At 72.5% G+C, this 16,549-nt stretch carries 17 protein-coding genes; 12 read left to right on the top strand and 5 right to left on the bottom strand.

Annotation, left to right across the window (positions count from 1 at the left end):
* The first annotated feature begins 13 nt into the window (after positions 1-13).
* From OJ997_RS25165 to OJ997_RS25125, 9 genes are all read left to right on the top strand, one after another.
* Entirely contained in the window at positions 14-835 is an 822-nt protein-coding gene (locus OJ997_RS25165) for an FAD binding domain-containing protein (RefSeq protein ID WP_270028031.1), read from the top strand.
* Positions 826-1,287, top strand: a complete 462-nt coding sequence (locus OJ997_RS25160; RefSeq protein ID WP_270028030.1) for a (2Fe-2S)-binding protein — start codon at positions 826-828, stop codon at positions 1,285-1,287. Before OJ997_RS25165 ends, OJ997_RS25160 begins: the two co-directional genes overlap by 10 nt.
* Positions 1,284-2,579 carry an 8-oxoguanine deaminase gene (locus tag OJ997_RS25155; protein ID WP_270028029.1) on the top strand — a complete coding sequence of 432 codons (1,296 nt, stop codon included), beginning with the start codon at positions 1,284-1,286 and terminating at the stop codon, positions 2,577-2,579. Before OJ997_RS25160 ends, OJ997_RS25155 begins: the two co-directional genes overlap by 4 nt.
* A complete protein-coding gene (locus OJ997_RS25150; RefSeq protein ID WP_270028027.1) occupies positions 2,576-4,744 on the top strand; it encodes a molybdopterin cofactor-binding domain-containing protein in 2,169 nt (722 codons plus the stop codon). The genes OJ997_RS25155 and OJ997_RS25150 overlap by 4 nt, the downstream gene beginning before the upstream one ends.
* Positions 4,732-6,816 carry an adenine deaminase gene (gene ade, locus OJ997_RS25145; protein WP_270028025.1) on the top strand — a complete coding sequence of 695 codons (2,085 nt, stop codon included), beginning with the start codon at positions 4,732-4,734 and terminating at the stop codon, positions 6,814-6,816. The genes OJ997_RS25150 and ade overlap by 13 nt, the downstream gene beginning before the upstream one ends.
* Positions 6,813-7,115, top strand: a complete 303-nt coding sequence (uraH, locus tag OJ997_RS25140) for a hydroxyisourate hydrolase (protein ID WP_270028024.1) — start codon at positions 6,813-6,815, stop codon at positions 7,113-7,115. Before ade ends, uraH begins: the two co-directional genes overlap by 4 nt.
* A 93-nt stretch (positions 7,116-7,208) precedes the next feature.
* Positions 7,209-8,291, top strand: a complete 1,083-nt coding sequence (locus tag OJ997_RS25135) for a hypothetical protein (RefSeq protein ID WP_270028023.1) — start codon at positions 7,209-7,211, stop codon at positions 8,289-8,291.
* A gap of 344 nt (positions 8,292-8,635) precedes the next feature.
* Entirely contained in the window at positions 8,636-9,211 is a 576-nt protein-coding gene (locus tag OJ997_RS25130) for a CAP domain-containing protein (protein ID WP_270028022.1), read from the top strand.
* A 9-nt stretch (positions 9,212-9,220) separates the two neighbouring features.
* A complete protein-coding gene (locus tag OJ997_RS25125) occupies positions 9,221-10,075 on the top strand; it encodes a dimethylarginine dimethylaminohydrolase family protein (protein WP_270028021.1) in 855 nt (284 codons plus the stop codon).
* On the opposite strand, the gene OJ997_RS25120 is transcribed toward OJ997_RS25125, so the two are convergent.
* The 4 genes from OJ997_RS25120 to OJ997_RS25105 are packed head-to-tail and all read right to left on the bottom strand — an operon-like array spanning position 10,076 to position 14,391.
* A complete protein-coding gene (locus OJ997_RS25120; protein ID WP_270028019.1) occupies positions 10,076-10,834 on the bottom strand; it encodes a pyridoxamine 5'-phosphate oxidase family protein in 759 nt (252 codons plus the stop codon). It lies immediately after the preceding gene.
* Positions 10,831-13,572 (bottom strand): EAL domain-containing protein, encoded by a 2,742-nt coding sequence (locus OJ997_RS25115; RefSeq protein WP_270028018.1) that lies wholly within the window; start codon positions 13,570-13,572, stop codon positions 10,831-10,833. The genes OJ997_RS25120 and OJ997_RS25115 overlap by 4 nt, the downstream gene beginning before the upstream one ends.
* Before the next feature lie 49 nt (positions 13,573-13,621).
* A complete protein-coding gene (locus tag OJ997_RS25110) occupies positions 13,622-13,795 on the bottom strand; it encodes an anti-sigma factor family protein (protein WP_270028017.1) in 174 nt (57 codons plus the stop codon).
* Positions 13,792-14,391 (bottom strand): RNA polymerase sigma factor, encoded by a 600-nt coding sequence (locus OJ997_RS25105; protein WP_270028016.1) that lies wholly within the window; start codon positions 14,389-14,391, stop codon positions 13,792-13,794. Before OJ997_RS25105 ends, OJ997_RS25110 begins: the two co-directional genes overlap by 4 nt.
* A 27-nt stretch (positions 14,392-14,418) precedes the next feature.
* Between OJ997_RS25105 and OJ997_RS25100 the strand changes: the two genes are divergently transcribed.
* The 3 genes from OJ997_RS25100 (at position 14,419) to OJ997_RS25090 (ending at position 16,293) form a co-directional block, all read left to right on the top strand.
* Positions 14,419-14,814 (top strand): hypothetical protein, encoded by a 396-nt coding sequence (locus OJ997_RS25100; protein WP_270028015.1) that lies wholly within the window; start codon positions 14,419-14,421, stop codon positions 14,812-14,814.
* Between the two features lie 91 nt (positions 14,815-14,905).
* The gene (locus OJ997_RS25095; protein ID WP_270028013.1) at positions 14,906-15,490 is read left to right on the top strand and encodes a class I SAM-dependent methyltransferase; all 585 of its coding nucleotides are present in this window, start codon (positions 14,906-14,908) and stop codon (positions 15,488-15,490) included.
* On the top strand, positions 15,487-16,293 hold the full coding sequence (locus OJ997_RS25090) for a patatin-like phospholipase family protein (RefSeq protein ID WP_270028011.1): 807 nt from the start codon (positions 15,487-15,489) through the stop codon (positions 16,291-16,293). Before OJ997_RS25095 ends, OJ997_RS25090 begins: the two co-directional genes overlap by 4 nt.
* Here the strand turns inward: OJ997_RS25090 and OJ997_RS25085 are convergent.
* Positions 16,266-16,549, bottom strand: a 284-nt coding sequence (locus tag OJ997_RS25085) for a helix-turn-helix domain-containing protein (protein ID WP_270028010.1), incomplete at its 5' end; no start/stop codon positions are given. The genes OJ997_RS25090 and OJ997_RS25085 overlap by 28 nt on opposite strands.

Here is a 16,549-nt window from a genome sequence, read left to right as displayed (position 1 = left end):
GTATCTGTGGTGAATGGAGTTCCTGCAACCCCCCACGTGGAGGGAGGCGCTGGAAGCTCGCGCCGCTCACCCGGACGCGCTGCCGATCTGGGGCGGCACGGACGTGATGGTCGAGCTGAACTTCGCGCGCAAGCGACCACCGGCGCTTCTGGACCTCACACGGGTGAGCGAGCTTTCGCGCTGGGACGTGGAGGACGGCGGCGTCCGGATCGGCGCGGGCGTCTCCTACACGCGGGTGATCGACGAGCTCGGCGACCGGCTGCCGGGGCTGGCGATGGCGTCGCGTACGGTCGGCTCGCCGCAGATCCGCAACCGGGGGACGATCGGAGGGAACCTCGGCTCGTCGTCGCCGGCGGGGGATGCGCTGCCGCCGCTGTTTGCGACGGGCGCGTTCGTCGACGTCGCCTCGGCGCGTGGGGAGCGGCGCGTGCCGGTCGAGGAGTTCGTGGTCGGGCCCAAGCGCAATGCGCTCGCGGACGACGAGCTGATCGCGGGCGTCTGGCTGCCATTGCGGGCGGGAAGTGCGCAGCAGTTCGCGAAGGTGGGTACGCGCAACGCCATGGTGATCGCGGTCTGCTCGTTCGCGTTGGATGTGAGCGATGGTCGCGTGGGCACGTGCATCGGCTCGGCGGGTCCGACGCCGATCCGGGCGCGCGAGGCCGAAGCCTTCGCCGAAGGATTGGACTCCTGGTCGGAAGACGCGGGGCGCGAGTTCGGTGACCTTGTCGCGATGGCCGCCTCGCCGATCGACGACGTGCGCGGCACCGCGGCCTATCGTCGCCATGCGTTGAGCGTGCTCGCGCGCCGCACCCTGAAGTGGGCGCTATGCGGCTGACCTGCACGATCAACGGCGAGCCGCGTGAGGTCGACGGGCTCTGGGAAGGTGAGTCGCTGCTGTACGTGCTGCGCGAGCGGCTGGCGCTGCCCGGCTCCAAGAACGCGTGCGAGCAGGGCGAGTGCGGCTCGTGCTCGGTGTACCTGGACGGCGTGCTCGTCTGCTCGTGCCTGGTCGCGGCGGGCCAGGCCGAGGGGCGCGAGGTCGTGACCGTGGAAGGGCTGGCGCCGTCTGAAGACGAGCTGCACCCGGTGCAAACGGCGTTCGTCGAGGCGGGCGCGGTGCAGTGCGGGTTCTGCACGCCCGGCCTGATCGTGGCGACGCACGACCTGCTCGCCCGGGTGCCGAACCCGACCGACGCCGAGATCCGCGAGGCGCTGGCGGGCAACCTGTGCCGCTGCACGGGCTACGAGAAGATCCTCGACGCGGTGCGGCTGGCGGCGGCGTCGTGATCGTCCTCGAGCGCTGCGCCGTGGCGACGGTCTCGGGCGAGGTCTTCACCGACGGGCACGTCGTGGTGGACGGCAACCGGATCGTCGCCGTCGGGGCCGGGCGGTACGAGGGCGACGGCGAGCGCGTCGACGTGCGCGGCTGCCTGGTCACGCCCGGCCTCATCAACTGCCATCACCACCTCTACCAGTGGGCCACGCGCGGGCTCGCGCAGCAGGCGACGCTGTTCGAGTGGCTGGTCGAGCTGTACCCGGTGTGGGCGCGGATCGACGAGCGCGTGCTGCGGGTCGCCGCGCGGGCGGGTCTGGCCGCACTGCTGCGCTCCGGCTGCACGACGGCGTCCGACCATCACTACGTGTTCCCCGCCGGCCAGGACCTGCTGCGCGTGGAGATCGAGGTCGCGCGTGAGCTGGGGATCCGCTTCCACCCGTGCCGGGGGTCGATGGACCTGGGCGCTTCGGCGGGCGGGCTGCCGCCGGACTCCGTGGTCGAGGACCGCGACACGATCTTCGCCGCCTACGCCGCGGCGCTGGACGAGTTCCACGATCCCTCGCCGGGCGCGATGTGCCGGATCGCGCTCGCGCCGTGCTCCCCGTTCTCCGTCACGCGCGAGCTGATGCGTGAGACGGCCGTCTTCGCCCGCGAGCGCGGCGTTCGGCTGCACACGCACATGGCCGAGACCGTCGAGGAGGAGGCGTTCTGCCTCGAGCGGTTCGGCATGCGGCCCGTCGAGTACCTGGAAGACCTGGGCTGGCTCGGCGACGACGTGTGGCTTGCGCACTGCGTGCACCTGTCCGACCGTGAGATCGCGCGCTTTGGCGAGACGCGCACGGGCGTCGCGCACTGCCCCTCGTCCAACGCGCGGCTCGGCGCCGGGATCGCGCCGGTCATGCCGCTCGTACGCGCGGGCGCGCCCGTCGGACTCGGCGTGGACGGCGCGGCCTCCAACGAGGCGGGCGAGTTGGGCGGCGAGCTGCGGCAGGCGCTGCTGAGCGCGCGGCTGCGTGGCGGGCCGGCGGCGATGACCGCGCACGAGGCGCTCGAGCTGGCGACCGTCCACGGCGCGCGCTGTCTCGGGCGCGAGGACGAGCTCGGGACGCTGGAGGTGGGCAAGCTCGCCGACCTCGTCTGGTGGCGGCTCGACGACCTCGACCACGCGGGCATCGAGGACCCGGTCGCGGCGCTCGTCTTCGGCGCGCGCCCGCTGCCCGAAGGCGTGATGATCAACGGCGTGTTGCGCAGCGCCGACGACGAGGCGATCGCCCGCGAGCTGGCGGAGGTGGTGCTGCGATGAGCACGTTGACCGAGGTCGCCAACGGGATCGGCGTGTCCGTCCGGCGGCCGGACGGCATCCCGAAGGTCAAGGGCGAGTTCGCGTACTCGTCGGACATGTGGGCCGACGGGATGCTGTGGGGCGCGACGCTGCGCTCGCCGCATCCTCGCGCGCGGGTGCTCGGGATCGAGATCGCGGCGGCGCTGGCCGTGCCGGGCGTGCACGCCGTGCTCACCCACGCGGACGTCCCGGGCCGCAAGACGTACGGGCTCGAGCACCACGACCAGCCCGTGCTCGCGTTCGACGAGGTGCGCTACCAGGGCGAGCCGGTGGCGGTCGTCGCCGCCGACCATCCCGAGACGGCGCGGTATGCGGCGTCGAAGATCGAGGTCGCCTACGAGGAGCTCGAGCCGTTGGTGGACCCGGAGTACGCGCTCTCGGACGAGTCGCCGCGGCTGCATCCCGGCGGGAACCTGCTACGGCACGTGTACATCGAGCACGGGCCCGAGCCGGGTGAGGCCGACGTCGTGGTCAGCGGCGAGTACGAGGTCGGGATGCAGGACCAGGCGTTCCTCGGGCCGGAGTCCGGGCTGGCGATCCCCGCCGAGGACGGCGGCGTGGACCTGTTCATCGCCACGCAGTGGCTGCACGTGGACCGCGACCAGGTGGCCGCGTGCCTGGACCTGCCGATCGACAAGGTCCGGTTCACGCTGGCCGGCGTCGGCGGCGCGTTCGGCGGGCGCGAGGACGTCTCGATGCAGGCGCACGCGTGCCTGCTCGCGCTGCACACCGGGCGGCCGGTGAAGATGGTCTACGGTCGCGAGGAGTCGTTCTTCGGGCACGTGCACCGCCATCCGGCGCGGATGCGGTACGAGCACGCGGCGACACGCGACGGGAAGCTCGCGTGGATTCGCGCGCGCATCCTCCTGGACGGCGGCGCGTACGCGTCCTCCTCGGGTGCGGTCGTCTCGAACGCGGCGTCGTTCGCGCTCGGCCCGTACGAGGTGCCGAGCGCGCGGATCGACTCCTACGTCGTCTACACCGACAACCCGCCGTGCGGCGCGATGCGCGGGTTCGGCGCCGTGCAGACGTGCTTCGCGCACGAGGCGCAGATGGACAAGCTGGCCGCCGCGCTGGAGCTGGACCCGGTCGAGCTGCGGCGGCGCAACGCCATGACCACCGGGACGTCGATGCCGACCGGCGCGCCGATCAACTGCCCGGCGCCCGTCGAGGAGCTGCTGCGGAGCGTTGCGGAACGGCCGCTGCCTGAGGGCGACAGCGGGGTGCCCGGCGGGATCGCGAACGTCACGCGCGGCGAGGGCGTGGTGCGCGGCGTGGGCTACGCGATCGGGTTCAAGAACGTCGGCTTCTCCGAGGGCTTCGACGACTACTCGACCGCCCGGGTGCGGATTTCTGAGGTCAGGGGTGAACCTCTGGTCGAGGTTCATACTGCGGCCTGCGAGGTCGGGCAAGGGCTCGTCACCGTGATGGCCCAGATCGCCCGCACAGAGCTGAATGTCGAGAACGTGCTCGTGCTCCCGGCCGACACGCAGGTGGGTTCGGCCGGCTCTTCAAGTGCCTCGCGCCAGACACACATGACCGGCGGCGCGGTGCAGGCGGCGTGCGTCGCGGTGCGCGAGGAGTGGGAGCGCCTGGGCGCGATCGGCGCCGGGATCGAGGCCACCCGCGAGTACCACCACCGGCCGACCGCCGCGCTCGACGCGCGCGGGCAGGGCGACGCGCACGTGACGTTCGCGTTCGCGGCCCATCGCGCCGTGGTGGACGTCGACGTCGAGCTGGGGCTCGTGCGGGTCGTGGAGATCGCGACCGCGCAGGACGTCGGCAAGGCGCTCAACCCACTGGCGGTCGAGGGGCAGATCGAGGGCGGCATCGCGCAGGGGCTCGGGCTCGCGCTGATGGAGGAGATCCAGGTCGTCGACGGACTGGTGCGCAACGCGTCCTTCACCGACTACCTGATCCCGACGATCCTCGACATGCCGCCGGTCGAGCTGGACGTGCTCGAGCTCGGCGACCCAGACTCGCCGTACGGGCTGCGCGGGATCGGCGAGCCGCCGACGATCTCCTCGACGCCCGCGGTGGTCGCGGCGGTCCGCGCGGCGACCGGCCGGGAGCTCCGGCGCGTGCCGCTCAAGCCGGATGACATGATCGGCCTGTGCGGGAGCTGATCGCGGTTGCTCGGGGAGACGCCGAGCCAGAGGTGGTGATCACCGGCGCGCGGGTGTTCTCGGCGTTCACGCGCGAGTGGCTGAGCGGTGACGTGGCGCTCTACGGCGGCAAGATCGCGGGCGTCGGGTCCTACGACGGCGGCGAGCGGATCGACGCCGCCGGTCGGTACCTGGTGCCCGGCTTCATCGACGCGCATGTCCATCTCGAGTCGGCGAAGCTCGTGCCCACGGAGTTCGCGCGCGCCGTCGTGCCCCGCGGGACGACCGCGGTCGTCTGTGACCCGCACGAGATCGCCAACGTGGCCGGCGTCGAAGGCGTCGACTGGCTGCTGAGCGCGACCGAGGGCCTGCCGCTGGACGTGTTCGTGATGGCGCCGTCGTGCGTGCCCGCCTCGCACTTCGAGTCGCCGGCCGGGCCGTTCGGGCCGGACGAGATGCGGCGCGTGCTCGAGCATCCGCGGGCGCTCGGGGTGGCGGAGCTCATGAACTTCCCGGGGGTGATCGCGGGCGACGAAGGCGTGCTGGCGACGATGGTCGCGCCGCACCGTGACGGGCACGCACCCGGCGTGCGGGGGCGCGCTTTGAACGCGTACGTGGCGGCGGGGATCACCACCGACCACGAGGCGTTCACCGCGGACGAGGCGCTGGAGAAGCGACGCGCCGGGATGTGGGTGCTGATCCGCGAGGCCTCCAACGCGCGCAACCTGCGGGCGCTGCTGGCGATGGTGCGCGAGCACGGGCCGGAGTACTGCGCGTTCTGCACGGACGACCGCGAGCCGGACTTCCTCTACCGCGAGGGGCACATCGACCAGATGTGCCGGATCGCCGTGAGCGAGGGAGTCGCGGCGGAGGACGTGCTCGTGATGGCGTCGCTGCACGGGGCGCGAGCGCACGGGCTGACGGACCGCGGCGCGGTCGTGCCCGGCTACGCGGCCGATCTCGTCCTGCTCGACGATCTGGTCGACTTCAAGGCCTCGCTGGTCCTGAAGGACGGGCGCGAGCCGGCGTACCCGGAGGGCGTGCCGGGCGCGCTGCGCGACACGATGCGCTCCGTGCCGGTCTCGTTCGACGTCGACGCCGACTGGGTGCGCGTGATCGAGGTGCAGTCGGGGCAGCTGATCACCGGCTCGGGCGTGGGGCGCGTCGGCGACGCGGACCTGGCGAAGATCGCCGTGATCGAGCGCCATCACGCGACGGGGCGCGTCGGGCTCGGCTTCGTGCGCGGGTTCGACCTGCACGCGGGCGCGTTCGCCTCCACGGTTGCGCACGACGCGCACAACCTCGTGGTCGTGGGTGTCTCCGACGAGGACATGGCGCTGTGCGCGGCCCGGGCGCAGGCGCTCGGCGGCGGGCTGGTCGTCGCGCGGGACGGGGAGGTCGTTGGCGAGCTGGCGCTGCCGATCGCTGGGCTGCTTGCGGACGCGCCGCTCGAGGAGGTCGCGGAAGGGCTCGAGGCGCTGCAGGACGTGCTGCGCGGGATGGGCGTCGAGATCGACGCGCCGTTCATGACGCTGTCGTTCCTGGCGCTGTCGGTGATCCCGTCTCTGAAGCTGACCGACCAGGGGCTCGTCGACGTGGACGCGTTCGCGCTCGTGCCGCTCGAGCTGACCGAGCGGGAGGCGTTCGTCGCGCGGTTCGGCGCGCTCTACGAGCACTCGCCGTGGGTGGCCGAGCGCGCGTACCGGCCCGGCATCGCCGACGAGGAGGTCGCGGACGCGCTGCGCGAGTCGATGTACGCGTCCTCCACGGACGAGCAGCTCGCGCTCATCCGCGCGCATCCGGACCTGGGCGAGCGAGTGGGCGTGTTGACCGAGCACTCCAGGGCCGAGCAGGCGGGCCTCGGGCTGGATCGGCTCGAGCCGGAGCTGTACGAGCGCTTCATGGCGACCAACGCCGCCTACCGCAAGCGGTTCGAGATCCCGTTCGTGGTCTGCGTGCGCGAGCACGGCTCGCCCGAGTCGATCCTCGCGAACGCCGAGGCGCGGCTCGGGAACCCGCGGGAGACCGAGATCGCCATGGCGCTGGGCGAGATCGGGAAGATCGCGCGGCTGCGTCTGGAGGATCTGCTGTGAGCCTCTCGACGCACGTGCTGGACACGGTCGCCGGCCGTCCGGCGGCGGGCGTGAAGCTGGAGCTGCGCCGCGACGGTGACGTGGTCGACGTGGCCACGACCGACGCGGACGGCCGCCACGCCTTCGGTGACGTCGGCGCGGGCGAGTTCGAGCTCGTGTTCGCCGTCGGCGACTACTTCGGCGAGCGCGAGTTCCTGGACCGCGTCCCGGTCCGCTTCCGCATCGCCGAGGCCAACGCGAAGTACCACGTGCCGTTGCTCGTCTCGCCCTGGGCCTACAGCACGTATAGAGGCTCCTGAGCAGCACTTTTGCCCTTTCGGGCACGCGGATGCGCGCGCAAGGCTGCGCGTCCGCACCTGGCGGCGCACGCGCGAGGCTGGAACAGTCGGCCAGTGCCGCCCACCGTCGCCCCTCCCCCCCGGATCGGCGAGGCGGCACAGGGCCCAACGGCTGCCGAGGAGTCCGCCGCGACTGACCACGCGGCGTCGCTGCACGACGAACCGGCAGAGCCCCACCCACTACCGGCCGCCGCCGCCCGCACGGCGGCGGCCGGTGTCTTTCTCGCGCTGCTCGCCACGGCCTTCGCCGGCGTCGCGGTGCTCCTCGTGCTCGTGGTCCGGATGCTCGCGAGCCGCGCCGAGCACCTCGAGCTCGGCGGCCCGTCGCTGGTCGCGCTCACCGCCGGCTTCGCGCTCGCCAACACCGCGGCCCTGCTCCTGGTGACCCGCAGCTGGGCGCAGCTGCGCCCGACCACGCTCGTACTGACGCTGGTCGCCGCGATCGCCTGGCCACTCTCGGGTCACCCTTTGCTCGCCGCCCCGGCCGCGATCGTGCTCGTCGGCCTCCTCGTGCAGCGCGACCACCGCACCCCCGGAGGCGTCCGCCTCACGAGCACCGCCGGTGCGCTGGCCCTGACCGCGATGGCACTCGTCGCGACGCTCGCCGGCGCGATCACCTCCCCGGCCCGGCTCGCCCCGACCCCACCCCTGGCCGCCGCCGAAGCACGCACGGCGAGCGACGAGGCCGCGCGCGGCGACAACGCCGCGCCCGCGCCCGACGACTCGCCCGCGGTGGCCATTCCCGGCGACGCGCCCGCGCCGCCCGCAGCCGACGCGCCCGCGCCCGCCCCCTCGCGGCAGCCCTCCGCGACGAGCTTCGTGCGGGGGTACTACCGCGACCTCGACGCGCAGCGGTTCGCCGAGGCGTGGGACTCGTTGTCACCCGCCGTGCAGGGTGCGCTCGGGCCGTACACGCGGTGGAAGGCGGGCTACGCGTCGACGATCTCGTCGCGACCGCGCGAGTTCTCCATCACGGGCGACGCGCGGGGCACCTCGGTGACGCACATTCTCGTGGCGCGCGATAAGGGATGTGACAGCGCGCGTCAGTTCAGGGTGACGTGGCAGCTGGAGGCCGAGGGCTCCGAGTGGACCGTGGTGGCACTCGGCGCAACCGCCGCGGGATCGCAACAATGTTGATGTAGTCGACACGGGCCGTGCGTCTTGCGTGGCTCCGGGCACGCGGGACCGTCGCTGAACGGTGTTCCCCCCAGCGATGTCCGGAGCCACGCAAGGCGCACGACCTCCCCTACGCCAACAACGTGCCGGTCCCACAAACCTTACGGCTGGACCCAGAAACTTGAGCACTGGACGCTGTTGAGCTTTAGGTGATTGCGTCCAGTCTGTTGGGTATTTGAACATCACGCCGCGGCCGACTGGGGAATCCGGCTAGGGCGAAGTCAGACCACAAGGCCCGAGACCGGGCCGCTGTCCGCACCCGCCGACAACTTCGGGTGCCTCTTTGACGCCGGGAGGGCGTCCCAATGCTCACGACCGCTTGCACACGGCCGCTGCTGACCGCTGCCGCTTTGATCACCGCGTTCTTCTCGCTCTTCGCGTCCTCCGCGCACGCTGCGGCCGGCGCTGACCAGTGCCCCGGGGCGCTGGACATCCCGGACTCGGCCGCCAAGGTCGACGTCGCCACCGAGGCGGTGACCTGCCTCGTCAACGCCGAGCGCACGAGCCGCGGCCTGAAGACCCTCAAGCGCGACGGCGACCTGGCCCAGGCCGCGCGCGGGCACTCGCGCGACATGACCAAGCGCAACTACTTCGACCACACCAGCCCGGGCGGCGAGACCGTCGGCGACCGCGTCCGGGACGCCGGCTACGGCAAGCCGGGCGACGGCTGGAAGGTCGGCGAGAACCTCGGCTGGGGCACGGGCCAGCGCGCCACGCCCAACGCGCTCGTGGACGAGTGGCTCAACAGCGCCGCGCACAAGAAGAACATGCTCAACGGCGCGTTCCGCGAGCTCGGCGTCGGCATCTCCCAGGGCGCCCCGAACAAGGGCCCGGAGCTGCCGGGCGCGACCTACACGCTGAACCTGGGCGTGATCCGCTGAAATAGCGGGATGTCCTCCGCTCCCTTCGGCGTCACGTCCATGGTCGCGCCGCTCCAGCGCGTCCTCGTCCGCAAGCCCGCGACGAGCGGCGACTGGGACGGTGCCGGCTGGCGCACGCCGGACGCGACCGCGCTCGAGCGCCAGCACGAGCAGCTCGTCGAGCTGCTCGACTCCCTCGGCGTCGAGGTCGTGGTCGCCGAGGCGCTCGACCAGCAGGTCGACGCGGTCTACATGCACGACTCGTCGATCGTGAGCGGCCAGGGCGCGATCCCGCTCAACATGGCCAAGGCCGTGCGCAAGGGCGAGCCCGCCCACGCGCAGCAGGAGTTCGAGCGGCTCGGCATCCCGATCCTCGGGACGCTCGAGGGCGACGCCTACCTCGACGGCGGCGATCACTTCTACCTCGACGACAGCACGGTCGCGGTCGGCCTCGGCTACCGGACCAACCAGAAGGGCGCGCAGGCCCTTCAGCGCCTCCTCGACCCCGAGGGCATCCACGTCGAGGCCTACGACATGCCGCACGACCAGGGCCCGGACTACGTCCTGCACCTGCAGTCGTTCCTGAGCGGCGCGACCGAGAACCTGTTCGTCGTCTACGAGCCGCTCGCCCCGGTCCGCCTGCTGCAGGACCTCAAGGAGCGCGGCATCGACTGGATCGCGATCGACGACGAGAGCTACCACGCGATGGGCTGCAACATCCTCCCGGTGCGGCCGGGCGTGGTGATCGTCGTGGACGGCGCGCCGAAGGTCCGCAGCGCGCTCGAGGCCAAGGGCGTCGAGGTCCACGCCTACGACGGCACGGACCTCTCCCTCAAGGGCGACGGCGGGCCGACCTGCCTCACCGCGCCCCTCCTGCGGGCCTAGCTACTTCCTGATCGGCAGCGGCAAGGGTCGGCCCGACGCGGAATGCGTCGGCGCCGGCTCGCTGCCGGCCTCGGTGAGGATGACCTCGCCGATGACGGGCTCCTCGACCGGCGGCTCGATCTCGCACGTCGGCTGCAGCCACGCTCGCTCGTGGTGCTTGGCCTTGAAGACATCACCCGCGCGACGACCGTTGTCCTCGCCCTCGGGCTTCTCCTGCAGGGCCGGGATGTGCTTGGAGCAGTGGATGTAGGCCTCGTCGATCGCGACCACGACCCAGCGCTCCGGCGTCTTCTTGACGTCCTCGCTGGACACGAGCGCCGTCGCGAACGGCAGCCGGTCGAACAGGCCCGAGAAGGCCTCGACCGCCGCGTTCTCGACCACGGTCGCCGTGCCGTTGACGTGCAGGCCGACCTGCGTCTCGAAGAAGTCGACGAAGAGCAGGCCGACGTAGCCGTTCTCGGAGATGTTCCCCATCGAGGCCATCACGCCGTTGCCCTTGTACTCGGGCCACATGACGGTCTTCTCGTCGATCACGCGCACGAAGCCCGGAGGGCCGGCGCGGAACGAGGAGTCGCACTCGCCGTGCGCGTCCGACGTGGCGATGAACGCCATCGTCATCCGCTCGATGAACTCGCGCATCAACGGCGTCAGGTGATCGAGCACCTGGTTGTCGTAGAAGGCGTTCGCCCGCTTGGTCGTCCCGAGCTGGTCCTGGAGGACGTGCTCGCCGGCCGACCCGGGCCGGTTGCTGCCACTCATCGGTTGACCTCCTCCAGGGCAGCGAACTCGGTGACGACCGGACGCGGCGCACCGTGGTAGTAGCCCTGGGAGTAGTCGACGCCCTTCTCGCGGAGCATCGCGACCGTCTCCGGCGCCTCCACGAACTCGGCGATCGTCTTCATGCCCATCCCGCGCGCGATGTCGACCATCGACTTCACGACGAGCTGGTCGGTCACCGACGAGGTCAGCGAGCGGATGAAGTCGCCGTCGATCTTCAGGTAGTCGAGCGGGAGGTACTTCAGGTAGTAGAAGCTGGAGAAGCCGGCGCCGAAGTCGTCGAGCGCGAAGCGGCAGCCGAGGCGGGTAAGGCGCTCGGCGAACGCGCGCGCCTGCTCCATGTTGGCGATCGCGGCGGTCTCGGTGATCTCGAACACGAGGCGGCTGGGGTCGATGCCGGTGGCGGCGATCTCGCGCTCCACCAGCTCCGGGATGGCCAGGTCGCCCATCGACTTGCCCGAGACGTTGACCTCGAGGCGGACGTCGTGCTCGGCGAGCAGGTGGATGGCCTTGGTGGCGACCCACTGGTCGATCTCCTGGATGAGCCCGAAGCGCTCGGCCGTGTCGATGAAGGCGGCGGGCATGACGATCTCGCCGTCGTCGCCGATCATGCGCAGCAGCAGCTCGTACTGGGTGACCGTGTCGCTCGCGAGCTCCAGGATCGGCTGGCAGTACAGGACGAAGCGGTCCTCGTCGAGCGCGCGGCGGATCTGGTCGGCCCAGTTCAGGCGCAGCTGCATGCCGGAGACGTACTCGCCGCCGTCGCTCTGGGCGACGTGGTAGCGGTTGCCGCCGGCCTCCTTGGCCGCGTACATCGCGAGGTCGGCGCTGACCATCAGGTCCTCGCCGCGCGGCTCCTCGTCGCCGAAGCAGACGATGCCGATCGAGGTCGTCATCGAGATCGCCTTGCCCTCGAGCGGCAGGCGCCGCTCGCGGATCGTCTCGAGCATGCCCTCGGCGATGCGCTCCGCGGTGTCCTGGTCGGCGTCGCGCAGCAGCACGGCGAACTCGTCGCCGCCGAGGCGGGCCACGACGTCCGTCTTGCGGACCGAGTCGTGCAGCGCGCGGCCGACCGCGCGGATGACCTCGTCGCCGGCCTTGTGGCCGCGGGTGTCGTTGACGTACTTGAAGCGATCCAGGTCGAGCAGGTAGAGCGCGCCCTGGCCGCCGTAGCGGGCGGCGTAGGAGACGAACTCGGCGAGCTCCTGGTCGAAGCGGCGGCGGTTGAAGAGCTCGGTCAGCGCATCGTGGTCGGCGAGGTGCTGGAGCTGGTTCTCGAAGCGCTTGCGCTCGGTGATGTCGCGGATGATCGCGGTGAGGACGGTGCCCTCGTCGGTCTGCAGCGGGGAGACCGTGACGTCGACCGGGAACTCGGTGCCGTCCTTGCGCTGGCCCCACAGCTCGAGGCCCATGCCCAGGGCGACCTGCGCGTCCTTGGCCTTGCTGCACAGCACGGCGCGGAAGCGCTCGCCGACCACCGTGCGGGTGCGCTCGGCGAAGAGCTCCTCGACGGGGCGGCCCTCGATCTGCTCGCGGTCGTAGCCGAAGAGCTTGTCGGTCCGCGCGTTGGCCATCTGGATCGTGCCGTCGGGGCCGACCTCGACGATCGGGTCCGGCGCGGTCTCGAGCACGGCCTTGAGCTTCTCCTCGGCCTTCTTGCGCTCGGAGATGTCGCGGATGATGCCGCTGAAGAAGCGGGCCTCGCCGTTCTCCCACATCGCGAGCGAGAGCTCGAGCGGGAACTCGCGGCCGTCCTTGCGCAGGCCGACGACCTCGACGGTCTGGCCGATCAGGCGCGCGGCCGCGCGGCCACCCTCGGCGACGCGCTTGATGCCGGCGTCGTGCATCGGGCGGAAGCGCTCGGGCATGAGGACCGACAGCGGCTCGCCGTGGACCTCTTCCTCGCTGTAGCCGAACATCAGCTCGGCGCCGCGGTTCCAGGAGATGATGTCGCCGTTCTGGTCGGCGGCGACGATCGCGTCGGTGGCGGACTCGGCGACCGAGCGGAAGCGCTGCTCGGACTCCTTGAGCGCCTCGGCGAGCTGCGCGGCGGCGATCACGCGGCCGAGCTGGCGGCCGATGTGCGCGGTGACCTCGAGCAGGCGGTCGTCCGGCGTGACGGCGTTGACCGAGAAGCACTCGATGACGGCGAAGGTGCGGTCGCCGATCGGGATCGGGAAGCAGAACGCGCCCTTGAGGCCCACCTCGGTGGCGACCTCCGCGCGCGGGAAGTTCGGATCGCACTGGACGTCGACGACCCAGGCGGGACGGCCGGTGGCGGCGACGCGGCCCGGGAGGCCGATGCCGCTCGGCAGGGTCATCGTCTCGGTGAGCGCGCGGAAGGCCTCGAACCGGGTCGGGTGGCCGAGGTGCCAGAGGTGCGACGGCTTCAGCGGGTCGTGGTCGTCCTTGCCGGCGATGTACACGTGGCCGACGGGCCAGCCGGTCCAGCGGCAGACGTGCTCGATGCAGGCGAGGAGGGTGTCGTCGACGTTGTCGACCTTGGCCGTCGCGGCGGCGACGGCCTCGATCAGCGCGACGAACGCGCTGTCGGTGGCGAACTGACCCGTCGACGCCGGAGCGGCGGGCGCGGCGGGAACCGGCGCGGAGATGACGCGACGATGTGCACGGGCGACTGAGGCCGCCGCTGCGGCCGTGGCGCCGGCGCCAGCGAGCGCGGCGATCTGGGCGAGGGTCGGCTTCTTGTTCGGTCCGGGCATGTTGACCCGTTCATCGGACGTCCGTCCGCCGACTTGAGCCGCGCTTTTGTCAGCGTTCAGCCACCCGGCGGAGCACGACGAGCGTCGCGTCGACCTGCGCGAGGTACGCCGTGCAGCCCTCGCACTGCTTCAGATGCGCGTCCACGTGCTCGCGCTCGTGCGCGGGAAGGACGCCGTCGAGGTACACAGTCACGAGCTCCACCAGCTCCCGGCAGCGGATCATGCGGCCTCCTCGCTCAGGTAGCGCTCCAGCTGGTCGCGCACCTTGGCCCGCGCGCGATGCAGCAGCACGCGCTGGTTGCCGTCGGTGAGGCCGAGCGCGGTGTTGACGTCCTCAGGCGCCCAGCCCTGCACGTCGCGGAGCACGATCACCTCCTGCTGGCGCGGGGGGAGCGTGGCGATCGCGGCCTCGACGCGCTCGAGCGTCTCGGCGGCGAGCAGGCGCTCCTCCGGCCAGCTGGCGGGCGGGACGCCCCACGCGCCGTCGCTCGTGAAGCGGGACGGGTCGACGGTCGGCCCGCCCTCGTCGGTCTCGAACGCCGACAGCGGGACGCTGCGCCGCTCACGCTCCCCGCGGGTCCGCGCGCGGTTGGCGACGATCGTGGCGATCCAGGTCTTCAGGCTGGAACGACCCTCGAAGCGCTCCAGCCCTTGAAGGACGCCGAGCCATGCCTCCTGCACGACGTCCTCGGCGACGGCCTGGCTCTGGACGTGGCTGCGCGCGATCCGGAGCATCAGCGGACCGTAGCGATCCACCAGCTCGGCGAACGCGGCCTCGTCGCCGGCGCGCAGGCGGGCGAGCAGGTCGGCGTCGTCCATCGGCGCAGGGTAACTACGCTAGGGGACGTGGAGTTGGAGATCTGGCAGGCAATCGTCCTGGCCGCCGTCGTCGGCGGCGTCGCCTTCATGCTGCTGGACCTGTGGCAGCGCAAGCACGCCACACAGGCCGCGACCGTGACCGCGCCGGCCGCCGAGCCGCAGACGACCACGCCGATCTGGACGCCGTACGGCCAGCCCGCGCCCGAGCCGCCGCGCCCGGTGTGGACGCCCCCGACCGCCGAGCGCCCCGCATGGACGCCGCTGTCGGAGGAGCGCACCGAGCCGCTCCCGCCCCGTCCGTTGTGGACGCCGCCCTCGTCGGACGCCCCGCGCGCCCGCTGGGACGACGACGACCGCTACCGCGGCCACGACGACGAGGACGACCCGCCGCCCGGCCTCTGGTCCGGGTGGGCGCGTAGATAAAGCCCCAGGGGCTTTAGGTTGCGGGCCATCTTGATGCGAGATGGCCGATTCCGGTGATGACGCGGGCCGGAGGTGTGCGTGAAGGTGGCGCATGCTCTCCGCTCTGCTCTACGACACTGCCCTGGCGCTCGGTGAGCGCCGCGGGATGGCGGCGCACCGGCGCGCGCTGCTGGCCCAGCTCCACGGCCGCGTGCTCGAGGTGGGCGCCGGCACCGGGCTGAACCTCCGGCACTACCCCGCCGGCGTCGACCTCGAGTTGACCGAGCCGGACCCGGCGATGGCCGCCCGGCTGCGGCGCCGGCACCAGCGCGCCGTGATCCCGGCGCCCGCCGAGGCCCTGCCGTTCGCGGACGGGTCCTTCGACGCCGTCGTGTCGACGATGGTGCTGTGCACGGTCGGTGATCCGGAGGCCGCCGTCGCGGAGCTGCGGCGCGTGCTGCGGCCGGGCGGGCGGCTCGTGTTCATCGAGCACGTCCGCGCTTCGGCGGGCCGGCTCGCGCGCTGGCAGGACCGGCTCGTGCGGCCGTGGAGCCGGGTCGCGGCCGGCTGTCGCTGCAACCAGCCGACGCTCGAGCTGCTGCGGGCCGCGGGCCTGACCGTGACCGCGCGGGACGCGGCGTGGCGCGGGATGCCGGCGCTGGTCCGGCCGCTCGTCGTCGGCGAGGCGCGCGCATGACCAGCGTCGTCCTGGGCGCGGGCGGCGAGCGCGTGGTCGCGTGGGAGGTCGGCGTGCTCGCCGGGCTGGCGGACGAGTGCCTGGACCTGCGCAAGGCCAAGACGATCCTCGGCACGTCGGCGGGCGCGCTCGTCGCGGCCCGGCTCGCGACGGGCATCGACCCACGGACGGACGCCGCGACGCACGCCGCCCGCCGACCGGGCGCCGCGCAGCATCCGTCCTCGTTCTTCGCGAAGCTCGGCGAGGCATGGGAGACGTTCGGCGGCTCGGTGACCGAGCGGCGGCAGGCGCTCGGCGCGTTCGCCGTCAAGCACTCGCCGGGCGGCGAGGACGAGTTCGTCGCCCGGACCGCGGCGCTGCTGCCCGCGGGCCGCTGGCCGCGCGCGCTGCGGATCGTCGCGATCGACGCCGAGTCCGGCGAGCGCGTGGCCTTCGACCGGCGCTCAGGCGTCCCGCTCGCCCGTGCCGTCGCCGCCTCGCGCGCGATCCCGGGGCTGCTGCCACCGGTGACGATCGGCGACCGCCGCTTCGTCGACGGCGCGCTCGGCTCCGCGACCAACGCGGACCTGGTGGACGAGTACGCGATCGTGATCGTGCCGCTCCCGCCGCGCGCGACCAACGCCGTCGAGGCGCTCTGGCTCGAAGCGCTGCGGACCGAGGTCCGCGAAGGGCTCGTGATCGACGCCGGCCCCGCAGACGTCGCGGCGATGGGCCCGGACCCGATGAGCGGCGCGAGCGCCCCGCTGGCCGTCGCCGCCGGTTACGCGCGGGCCGCTCAGATCAGCCCGCGCCGCGCGGCGTAGGCGGCGGCCGCGGCCCGCGAGGGCTGCCGCAGCTTGGCCCGGATGTTCGCGACGTGCCGGTGCACGGTGTGCGGGCTGAGCACGAGCCGCGCGGCGATCTCGTCGTCGCTGAGCCCGTCGCCGACGAGCGCGAGCACCTCCCGCTCGCGCGCGGACAGCGCGTCTGGAGGCGGCGAACCGTCGCCGCGCGAGGCGCCGTCGTGGTGCGCGGCGGCGCCGTGCGGCGCGGCGGCGCCGTCGGGCGCGGAAGTCGGAG

The organism is Solirubrobacter phytolaccae (assembly GCF_027587195.1).
GTDB classification, from domain to species: Bacteria; Actinomycetota; Thermoleophilia; order Solirubrobacterales; family Solirubrobacteraceae; genus Solirubrobacter; species Solirubrobacter phytolaccae.
Note: the sequence above shows the minus strand (reverse complement) of the source record. Positions and strands in the feature narration are given on the sequence as shown.

What these genes read in the sequence shown, in the direction of transcription:
- OJ997_RS25165 (WP_270028031.1), top strand. Translation starts at nt 14, where the DNA reads ATGGAGTTCCTGCAACCCCCCACGTGGAGGGAGGCGCTGGAAGCTCGC.
- OJ997_RS25160 (WP_270028030.1), top strand. Translation starts at nt 826, where the DNA reads ATGCGGCTGACCTGCACGATCAACGGCGAGCCGCGTGAGGTCGACGGG.
- OJ997_RS25150 (WP_270028027.1), top strand. Translation starts at nt 2,576, where the DNA reads ATGAGCACGTTGACCGAGGTCGCCAACGGGATCGGCGTGTCCGTCCGG.
- OJ997_RS25130 (WP_270028022.1), top strand. Translation starts at nt 8,636, where the DNA reads ATGCTCACGACCGCTTGCACACGGCCGCTGCTGACCGCTGCCGCTTTG.
- OJ997_RS25125 (WP_270028021.1), top strand. Translation starts at nt 9,221, where the DNA reads ATGTCCTCCGCTCCCTTCGGCGTCACGTCCATGGTCGCGCCGCTCCAG.
- OJ997_RS25120 (WP_270028019.1), bottom strand. Translation starts at nt 10,834, where the DNA reads ATGAGTGGCAGCAACCGGCCCGGGTCGGCCGGCGAGCACGTCCTCCAG.
- OJ997_RS25115 (WP_270028018.1), bottom strand. Translation starts at nt 13,572, where the DNA reads ATGCCCGGACCGAACAAGAAGCCGACCCTCGCCCAGATCGCCGCGCTC.
- OJ997_RS25110 (WP_270028017.1), bottom strand. Translation starts at nt 13,795, where the DNA reads ATGATCCGCTGCCGGGAGCTGGTGGAGCTCGTGACTGTGTACCTCGAC.
- OJ997_RS25105 (WP_270028016.1), bottom strand. Translation starts at nt 14,391, where the DNA reads ATGGACGACGCCGACCTGCTCGCCCGCCTGCGCGCCGGCGACGAGGCC.
- OJ997_RS25095 (WP_270028013.1), top strand. Translation starts at nt 14,906, where the DNA reads ATGCTCTCCGCTCTGCTCTACGACACTGCCCTGGCGCTCGGTGAGCGC.
- OJ997_RS25090 (WP_270028011.1), top strand. Translation starts at nt 15,487, where the DNA reads ATGACCAGCGTCGTCCTGGGCGCGGGCGGCGAGCGCGTGGTCGCGTGG.